Consider the following 8,454-nt stretch of genomic DNA (forward strand, 5'->3'; position numbering starts at 1 on the left):
ATTAGCGTAGAGTGCTGAAGTTACTTGACTTCAACTTCGGCGCCGGCTTCCGTGAGCTGCTTGGCAGCGTCGTCAGCCTCGTCCTTGGACACGCCTTCCTTGACGGCCTTGGGAGCCTCGTCAACCAGAGCCTTGGCTTCCTTCAGGCCCAGGCCGGTGATGGCGCGGACGGCCTTGATGACGGCGATCTTGTTGCCGCCGGCATTGGTCAGGACGACGTCGAACTCGGTCTTCTCCTCTTCCTCGGCGGCAGCGGCGGCAGCCGGGGCGGCGGCGACGGCGACGGCGGGGGCGGCAGCCTCGACACCGAAAGCCTCTTCGAGTTCCTTGATGAATTCGGACAGTTCCAGGACGGTCATGTTGCCGATGAATTCGACGACCTGTTCTTTGGTGATATCAGCCATGGTGATTTCTCCTTGAAATGATTCGCTTTGAACCTTGTTTTACGCGGCTTCCTTCTGGTCCTTGATGGCGCTCAGGGCCCACAGAAGCTTGCGCTCGATGTTTGCGAACAGACACACGAAATTGCGGGGCACGGCCTGCATGGTGCCGAGCACGGAACTCAGAAGCTCAGGCTTGCTGGGCATCTTGGCGAGTTCCTTCACGCCGTCGCTATCAAGAAACTTCCCTTCCAGAGAGCCGAAACGGATGGCGAACTTCTTGTTCGTCCTGTCGTAATCGGCCAGCACCTTCGCCAGGGCCACGGGGTCTTCGTAGCCAAGCGCGACGGCGCAGTTCTCTTTGAAGTGTTCGCTCAGGCCACCGTGTTCGGTGTCCTTGAGAGCCAACCGGGCCAGGGTGTTCTTGACGACTTGGTAGTCTACACCGAATTCGTAGAACTTGGCGCGAAGAACGGTGAGTTCCTCCACGGTCAGTCCCTTGAAGTCGGTGACGACGGCGATACTTGCCCGCGCAGCCTTTTCGTGCAGCTGCTCGATGATCTGGGCTTTCTCTTGCCTGTTCATCTACCACTCCTCGTCTTAGGCCCGGAAAGCAGGTCAAAGCGTTGTCTGAGCAGGGTATTAAGGGAACACGGCCCCACCTGCCTTCTCTGACTCAACTTCCCGTGCGTTATCTACTGGACGCCCCGGGAAAGGGCGTCCGGCATTCCAATGTTACGCTTCCAGAAACTTGCGGACGGTCAGGGGGTCGATCTTGACGCCCGGCCCCATGGTGGTGGCCACGGCCACGCCCTTCATGTAGGTGCCCTTGGCGGAAGACGGCTTGAGGCTCATGACCTTGGAAAGCAGGGTCTTGAGGTTCTCGCAGAGCTTCTCGGTACCGAAGGAGACCTTGCCGATGGGAGCGTGCACGATGCCCGCCTTGTCGACCTTGAACTCGACCTTGCCGGCCTTCAGCTCGCTGACGGCCTTGGCCACGTCCATGGTGACGGTGCCTGTCTTGGCGTTGGGCATCAGGCCACGGGGGCCGAGCACGCGGCCGATCTTGCCGACCAGGGCCATCATGTCGGGGGTGGCGACGGCTTTGTCGAAGTCGAGCCAGCCGGACTGGATCTTCTCGACCAGATCGTCGCTGCCGGCGATGTCGGCGCCGGCGGCCTTGGCCTCGGCTTCCTTCTCCGGCTTGCAGAACACGGCCACGCGGACGTCCTTGCCGAGCCCGTTGGGCAGGCTGACGGCGCCGCGCACCATCTGGTCGGAGTACTTGGGATCGACGCCCAGGTTGATGGCAACGTCGACGGTCTCGTCGAACTTGGCGTAGGCGCTTTCGATGGCGACCTTCACGCCTTCCTCGACGGGAAGGCGCAGAACGACGTCACGTTCGCCGAGGGCGTTGCGGTATTTCTTTCCATGCTTAGGCATTGCTTGTTTCCTCACTAGCCTTTGACTTCGATGCCCATGCTGCGGGCGGTGCCCTCGATCTGCAGCATGGCGTTCTCGATGTCGTTGGCGTTCAGATCCACCATCTTGAGTTCGGCGATCTCCTTGATCTGGGCACGGGTGACCTTGCCGACCTTCGTCTTGTTGGGCTCACCGGAACCCTTCTCGAGCTTGGCGGCCTTGAGCAGCAGCACGGCGGCGGGAGGGGTCTTGGTGACGAAGTCGAAGGAACGGTCGGCAAACACCGTGATGACGACGGGGATGATGAGCCCCTTCTGGTCCTGCGTCCGGGCGTTGAACGCCTTGCAGAACTCCATGATGTTCACGCCGTGCTGACCCAGGGCCGGACCGACCGGCGGGGACGGGTTGGCGCTCCCCGCGGGGATCTGCAGTTTGATCTTTCCTAATTCTTTCTTGGCCATTGTATTCCTCGGTGAGAAAATTCGCTGTTAGCGAGTATATTCGGGGCTAGCCTTTGTCCACCTGGACAAAATCCAGCTCCACGGGGGTCTGCCGACCGAAGATCGAGACGGAGACCTTGAGCTTTCCCTTGTCGTAGTTGACCTCTTCCACGACGCCGTTGAAACCGCTGAACGGGCCGTCGATGACCCGCACCTCGTCGCCACGGTCGAAGTTGAACTTGGGACGCGGTTTTTCCTGGCGGCTCTCCATCATGCTGAGGATGTTCAGAGCCTCGCTGTCGCGCATGGGGGTCGGGCGGTTCTTGCCGCCGACAAACCCGGTCACGCGCGGGATGGACTGGATCAGGTGCCAGGAGTCATCGGTCAGGATCATCTTGACCATGATGTAGCCGGGATAGAACTTCCGGGTCGAGGTCTTGCGCTCGCCCTTGACCATCTCAACGACTTTCTCGGTGGGCATGACGACCTCTTCGATGAGGCCCTTGTCCTGACCCGTCCGCATCATTTCGTTGATGGTCTGCTCCACGCGCTGCTCAAACCCTGAGTAGGTGTGAACTATGTACCAGCGTGCGCGGGGGGAAGTCTTTTCCAGCGTAACATCCATTGTGTGATCCAGCCTTTGCTCGACGAGCGTGGGACTTAGGACAGAATTGCCTCGACGATCTTGGTGAGCGCGAGGTCGACTATGCCCAGGTACAGGGCTATGACCAGGCTGACGACCAGCACGGCCACACACGTGGTGACGGTTTCCTTGCGGGTCGGCCAGACGACCTTTTTGATCTCGACCTTGGATTCCTCAAAGAATTCGATGAACTCCTTGACCTTGAGGACGAGACCGTTCGGGGACGTCTGCTCGGCCGACTTATCGGCGGCTATCTTGCCTTTCTTTTTGGCCATAACTCTCGTTTCCCAAATTATTGAGCGGGGTGCGGGGTCCCGCCGGTTTGGCGGGACCCCGCTTGGTCCGCTATCTCAGTCGTGGTTGGCAGGGGCAGAGGGATTCGAACCCCCAACATCCGGTTTTGGAGACCGGCGTTCTAGCCGTTGGAACTATGCCCCTGCGCTATTCGAAGCTACTTGGATTCCTTGTGCAGGGTGTGCTTCTTGTCCCAGGGACAATACTTCTGCACCTCCAGGCGTCCGGTAGTATTCTTCTTGTTCTTCTGCGTAGCGTAGTTCTTACGCTTGCACTCGGTGCACTGCAGTTGAATATTGATGCGCATGGGAGTTACTCCACGATCTCGGTAACGACACCAGCGCCGACGGTGCGGCCGCCTTCGCGGATGGCGAAGCGGAGACCGGCTTCCATGGCGATGGGCGCGATCAGATCAACGTTGAAGGTGGCGTTGTCGCCGGGCATGACCATCTCGACACCTTCGGCCAGGGTGACGACACCCGTGATGTCCGTGGTGCGGAAGTAGAACTGCGGGCGGTAGCCGGAGAAGAACGGAGTGTGACGGCCGCCCTCGTCCTTGGACAGGACGTAGACCTCGGCCTTGAACTTGGTGTGCGGGGTGATGGAACCCGGCTTGGCGGCGACCTGGCCGCGTTCCACTTCCTCGCGCTTCACGCCGCGGATCAGGAGGCCGACGTTGTCGCCAGCCTGGCCCTGGTCGAGCAGCTTGCGGAACATTTCAACGCCGGTGACGGTGGTCTTGAGGGTCGGACGGATGCCGATGACCTCGATTTCGTTACCGACGGTGATGATGCCGCGCTCGACACGGCCGGTGATGACGGTGCCGCGGCCGGAGATGGAGAAGACGTCTTCCACGGGCATCAGGAACGGCATGTCGATGTCGCGCTCCGGCTCGGGGATGTAGTTGTCGCAGGCTTCCAGCAGCTCGAAGATGGGCTTGGCGGCGGGTTCGTCGACGGAGTCGCACTCCAGGGCCTTCAGGGCGGAGCCGCGGATGACCGGAATGTCGTCGCCGGGGAACTCGTACTTGTCGAGCAGCTCGCGGATTTCCATCTCGACCAGCTCGAGGAGCTCCTCGTCGTCGACCATGTCGCACTTGTTCATGAAGACGACCATGGCGGGCACGCCGACCTGACGGGCGAGCAGGATGTGCTCACGGGTCTGGGGCATGGGACCGTCGGTGGCGGCGCAAACCAGGATAGCGCCATCCATCTGGGCGGCGCCGGTGATCATGTTCTTGATGTAGTCGGCGTGACCGGGGCAGTCCACGTGGGCGTAGTGACGCTTGTCGGTCTCGTACTCGACGTGAGCGGTGGCGATGGTGATGCCGCGCTCCTTCTCTTCGGGAGCCTTGTCGATCTCGTCGAAGGCGACGTACTCGCCGTGGCCGGCCATGGCGGCCAGCTTGGTGATGGCGGCGGTCAGCGTGGTCTTGCCGTGGTCGATGTGACCGATGGTACCGATGTTGACATGCGGCTTGCTGCGTTCGAATTTAGCTTTACCCATTTTGGATCCCCTTACTAAAAGTTGGTAGTTTGCGTCCTAAATACTATTTTACGGCACGAGCCCTGGGGACACGGTACCGAACTTGAGCCGATATGCTGCGCCGCACTCGGCGCGCTCGCGCGGGCCTCGGCCCGCTATATTTATTATAGGAGATGGTGTGACGCGAGCGGCCAGAGTTTGGAGCGGGAAACGAGACTCGAACTCGCAACCCTCAGCTTGGAAGGCTGATGCTCTAGCCAATTGAGCTATTCCCGCTCACTCTCCGTAGTCACCAGCGGCCCTCGCGGGACCACCTCCTACAGCGCGGTAAAATGGTGGTGGGGGGAGGATTTGAACCTCCGAAGGCGAATGCCGACAGATTTACAGTCTGTTCCCTTTGGCCACTCGGGAACCCCACCATTGTTTCCATGGAGCTGGCGATGGGACTTGAACCCGCAACCGGCTGATTACAAATCAGCTGCTCTACCATTGAGCTACGCCAGCTAGTCGGGAACGAAGTCTATATACGCCAGTATGTCAAAAAGCAAGAGGAATTTGTCCCGAGGCGGCCGGCCGCTTTCGCGTCCATCCGCTCAAGGACGGGTCGGTTTAAGGCGTAACCCCCGTTTTTGTCAACCCTGGCGACGCCATTTTTTCAAAAAAAACGTCCCGGTCCTCAACCAGAGGCTCCGGCCCCCCGGCGGCGGGGATTCGTATCCTCCAGGAACGTCATGCGCCACGGCCCGAAGACCGTCACTTTCAGGACGGGTTCTCCACCACGCGGTAGCGCACCCCCAGGTCGTCGCACAGCCGCTCGACCGCCACCAGGCCGCGATGTTTCTGCGCCTCCAGATCGCCGGGGCTCCGTCCGGTCATGATCAACTGGCAGGACCGGCCGTCAAGGGGAACCAGGTTCAGCTCAAGCCACCAGGAACCGTCTTTCGCCGTGATGCGCATGAAATAGTTGGCCCTGGCGACCTTCTCAACCGTGTAGGGCTCGCCCGTGGCCGCCTCCACGCCCTCGTCCGAGAGCTTGAGGGCATGGTCGAAGACCATGTCGGCGCTTCGCGGGATTTCCACCGTCACCGTGGCATAGTCCTCGCCCGAATAGGCGATGGCCACAATGATCAGCGCGGGACATCCCTGCAACAGGGGAAACAGCCCGAGCACGAGCCCGGCCAGCAGCGTCTTGAGTGTGTTGCCTTGCATGTGCATGCGTCCTCCGAAATGGGTTGGGGACGGCCGACCGACGCCAGGCCCGCTTCCGGCAGTCCCGATTGCCGCGCACTGTAGCAGTTCCCTGCCGACATCACAATATCGATCGCTCTCGCACGCACTTCCCCGCTTTCCCTTTGACTCCTCCCACGTATCCTTATACATGCCACCCCATGAGCGGTTTCACCATCACCCCCGACAACCCCTGGCTGGCCCCGCTGGCCGGGTATTCCGACCTCCCCTTCCGCCTGCTGGCCAAGCGGTACGGCTGCGCCGTGCGCTGCTCCGAGATGGTCAGCGCCAAGGGCATGGCCTTCAAGAACTCCGGGACCAGGCGGCTCATCGCCACCTGCCCGGAGGACGACCCCATGATCCTTCAGCTCTTCGGGTCCGAGCCCCAGTTCTTCGGCCCGGTCATGGAGAAGCTGGTGTCCATGGGCTATCGCAACTTCGACCTCAACGCGGGCTGCCCGGTCCGCAAGGTCCTCAAGTCCGGCAGCGGCGTGCAGCTCATGCAGGACCTGGACAAGCTCGTGGAGATCGCGGCCATCATGGTGGAGAAGGCCGCCGCCCACCCCGAGGGCGGGCGCGTCGGCGTCAAGTTCCGCCTGGGGTTCGAGAAGGGCGAGGAGGTTTTTCTCGACCTGGCCCGGCGGCTGGAGGGCGCGGGCGTCGACTGGCTGACCCTGCACCCGCGCTACGGCAAGCAAATGTTCGCAGGCAAGGCCAACTGGGAAAAGCTCGCCGAGCTCAAGCGCGCGGTTTCCCTGCCGGTCATCGGCTCGGGCGACCTGTACACGGCCGAGGACGGCGTCCGCTGCCTGGAGGAGACGGGCGTCGACGCGATCATGTTCGCCCGTGGCGCGCTCTTCGACCCGTCCATATTCGCCCGGTTCATCGCCCTGCGCCGGGGCGAGCCCATGGTCCCCCGCGACGGCGCGTTCCTGGCCGGGATCGTGCGCGAGCACATCCGCCTGACCCGCGAGTTCGAGGGCGACGGCCGCTCGTTCCGCAAGATCCGCTCCATCATCCCGCGCTACGCCAAGGGGTTGAAGGGCATCCGCGCCCTGCGCGCCTCCCTGCTGCAATGCACGGACTGGGAAGCCCTGGAGGCGGCGGCCTCTGTCATCGCCGGGCTGGAACCGGCCGATCCCTCTGACGAGGAACCGGCTGTTGACGTCATTTGCGAATAGCGGTTACATCACCGGAGACGACGGCGTATCCATTCCGCACTTCTGAACAAGGAAACGGTGCTTTCATGTCCGTGGAGACGAGCGACATCCTGCTTGAGGCGGGGACCAATGAACTGGAGATCGTCGAGTTCTATCTCGAAGAGGAACCCAAGGCCAGCGACGACGCCGAACTGAACCAGGTCGACGTCAAGACCGAGGCCAAGCCCAAGGGAGGCCAGCGGGCGCTCCGGCCGAGCCGCAAGGGGTTCTACGGCGTCAACGTGGCCAAGGTGCTGGAAATCATCCGCATGCCCGAAATCACGGAGATGCCCGAGGTCTCCCACCAGGCCGTGCTCGGCGCGTTCAACCTGCGCTCCAAGATCATCCCCCTGCTCGACCTCTCCGTCTGGCTGAAGAAGAAGCGGGTGGAGAACGAGCCGCCCAAGATCATCGTCACGGAGTTCAACCAGGTCACGTCCGCCTTCATGGTTTCGGGCGTCACCCGCATCCACCGCATCAGTTGGGAGGACGTCGAGGCCCCGAACAAGTACGTCTCGGCCCTGTCCAGCGACTCCATCACCGGCGTGGTCAAGTTCGACAACCGCATCGTCTTCATCCTCGACCTGGAGCGCATCGTCTCCGAGCTCAACCCGGACATGCGCCTCAAGCTGGACGAGAACGCCGAGTTCAGCGCCGAGGAGCGCTACCGCGCCCTCATCGCCGACGACTCCCCGCTCATCCGCGAGATGATCCGCGACATGCTCGGCCAAGCGGGCTTCCGCGTGGAAAAGACCAACAACGGCCGGGAGTGCTGGGAGCGGCTCCAGGAGATCAAGAAGAACGCGGCCGACGAAGGCCGACCCATCACGGATTTCGTCCAGGTCATCGTCTCGGACATCGAGATGCCGATAATGGACGGCCACCACCTGACCCGGCGGATCAAGGAAGACCCGGTCCTGCGCGACATCCCGGTCATCCTCTTCTCCTCGCTGATAACGGACAAGCTCCGCCACCGGGGCGAATCCGTGGGCGCGGACGACCAAATCTCCAAGCCCGAGATCACGTACCTGGCCCAACGCGCCGCCGTGCTCATCGAGGACCGCAAGCGCCAGGCCAGAAACCGCTAACCGGATTTTTCAACGACATTACGGGCCGCCCCTCGCCGGGCGGCCTTTTTTTCGTCCGCGGCCGGCGGGCGGAAGACGCAAAAAAAGGGGAGGACGCCGGACGACGCCCTCCCCTTTCATCATTATGCGTATGCGCCTAGCAGATTCTGGGCAGTTGCTCGCCTTCGAGCATTCCGAGCAGCCGCTTTCCGCCGAGCTGGGTGACCATGACCACCTTGCCGGGGTTGGCGTCGGTGATGGTCCCGATGCGCCGGGCGTCCCGCCCGAGCGGGTCGG

Annotated in this window: 11 protein-coding genes, 4 tRNA genes and 1 pseudogene; 2 read left to right on the forward strand and 14 right to left on the reverse strand. The window is 62.0% G+C overall.

The window, feature by feature from the left end; translation table 11 throughout:
* Nucleotides 1–20: 20 nt before the first annotated feature.
* The 13 genes from rplL to PHP91_RS11155 all read right to left on the reverse strand — a co-directional run bounded on the left by rplL (nt 21) and on the right by PHP91_RS11155 (nt 5,873).
* Nucleotides 21–404 (reverse strand): 50S ribosomal protein L7/L12, encoded by a 384-nt coding sequence (rplL, locus tag PHP91_RS11095; protein ID WP_300140518.1) that lies wholly within the window; start codon nt 402–404, stop codon nt 21–23.
* 39 nt (nt 405–443) lie between these two features.
* Complete coding sequence (gene rplJ / locus PHP91_RS11100) at nt 444–965, reverse strand: 50S ribosomal protein L10 (protein ID WP_300140520.1); 522 nt, start codon at nt 963–965, stop codon at nt 444–446.
* 150 nt (nt 966–1,115) lie between these two features.
* Entirely contained in the window at nt 1,116–1,823 is a 708-nt protein-coding gene (gene rplA, locus PHP91_RS11105; RefSeq protein ID WP_300140522.1) for a 50S ribosomal protein L1, read from the reverse strand.
* 14 nt (nt 1,824–1,837) lie between these two features.
* The gene (rplK, locus tag PHP91_RS11110) at nt 1,838–2,263 is read right to left on the reverse strand and encodes a 50S ribosomal protein L11 (RefSeq protein ID WP_300140524.1); all 426 of its coding nucleotides are present in this window, start codon (nt 2,261–2,263) and stop codon (nt 1,838–1,840) included.
* Nucleotides 2,264–2,309: 46 nt separating this feature from the next.
* Nucleotides 2,310–2,867 (reverse strand): transcription termination/antitermination protein NusG, encoded by a 558-nt coding sequence (nusG, locus tag PHP91_RS11115; RefSeq protein WP_300140526.1) that lies wholly within the window; start codon nt 2,865–2,867, stop codon nt 2,310–2,312.
* Between the two features lie 35 nt (nt 2,868–2,902).
* The gene (gene secE / locus PHP91_RS11120; RefSeq protein ID WP_300140528.1) at nt 2,903–3,160 is read right to left on the reverse strand and encodes a preprotein translocase subunit SecE; all 258 of its coding nucleotides are present in this window, start codon (nt 3,158–3,160) and stop codon (nt 2,903–2,905) included.
* Between the two features lie 86 nt (nt 3,161–3,246).
* Nucleotides 3,247–3,323, reverse strand: a tRNA-Trp gene (locus PHP91_RS11125).
* Between the two features lie 13 nt (nt 3,324–3,336).
* Nucleotides 3,337–3,486, reverse strand: a complete 150-nt coding sequence (gene rpmG / locus PHP91_RS11130; RefSeq protein WP_300140530.1) for a 50S ribosomal protein L33 — start codon at nt 3,484–3,486, stop codon at nt 3,337–3,339.
* A gap of 5 nt (nt 3,487–3,491) precedes the next feature.
* Nucleotides 3,492–4,685 (reverse strand): elongation factor Tu, encoded by a 1,194-nt coding sequence (gene tuf / locus PHP91_RS11135; RefSeq protein ID WP_300140532.1) that lies wholly within the window; start codon nt 4,683–4,685, stop codon nt 3,492–3,494.
* 178 nt (nt 4,686–4,863) lie between these two features.
* A tRNA-Gly gene (locus PHP91_RS11140) sits at nt 4,864–4,940 on the reverse strand.
* Nucleotides 4,941–4,997: 57 nt separating this feature from the next.
* A tRNA-Tyr gene (locus PHP91_RS11145) sits at nt 4,998–5,083 on the reverse strand.
* 10 nt (nt 5,084–5,093) lie between these two features.
* Nucleotides 5,094–5,168: transfer RNA gene (locus tag PHP91_RS11150), tRNA-Thr, on the reverse strand.
* A gap of 255 nt (nt 5,169–5,423) precedes the next feature.
* A complete protein-coding gene (locus PHP91_RS11155; protein ID WP_300140534.1) occupies nt 5,424–5,873 on the reverse strand; it encodes a hypothetical protein in 450 nt (149 codons plus the stop codon).
* Between the two features lie 179 nt (nt 5,874–6,052).
* Between PHP91_RS11155 and PHP91_RS11160 the strand changes: the two genes are divergently transcribed.
* Entirely contained in the window at nt 6,053–7,072 is a 1,020-nt protein-coding gene (locus PHP91_RS11160; RefSeq protein ID WP_300140536.1) for a tRNA-dihydrouridine synthase family protein, read from the forward strand.
* A gap of 65 nt (nt 7,073–7,137) precedes the next feature.
* Nucleotides 7,138–8,178: a chemotaxis protein gene (locus PHP91_RS11165; protein WP_300140538.1), complete on the forward strand. Its 1,041-nt coding sequence runs from the start codon at nt 7,138–7,140 to the stop codon at nt 8,176–8,178.
* A gap of 136 nt (nt 8,179–8,314) precedes the next feature.
* Here PHP91_RS11165 and PHP91_RS11170 read toward each other — a convergent pair.
* Nucleotides 8,315–8,454 (reverse strand): annotated as a pseudogene (locus tag PHP91_RS11170) (hydrogenase expression/formation protein HypE); the annotation flags it as partial.

The organism is Pseudodesulfovibrio sp., assembly GCF_028692895.1.
Classification (GTDB): Bacteria; Desulfobacterota; Desulfovibrionia; order Desulfovibrionales; family Desulfovibrionaceae; genus Pseudodesulfovibrio.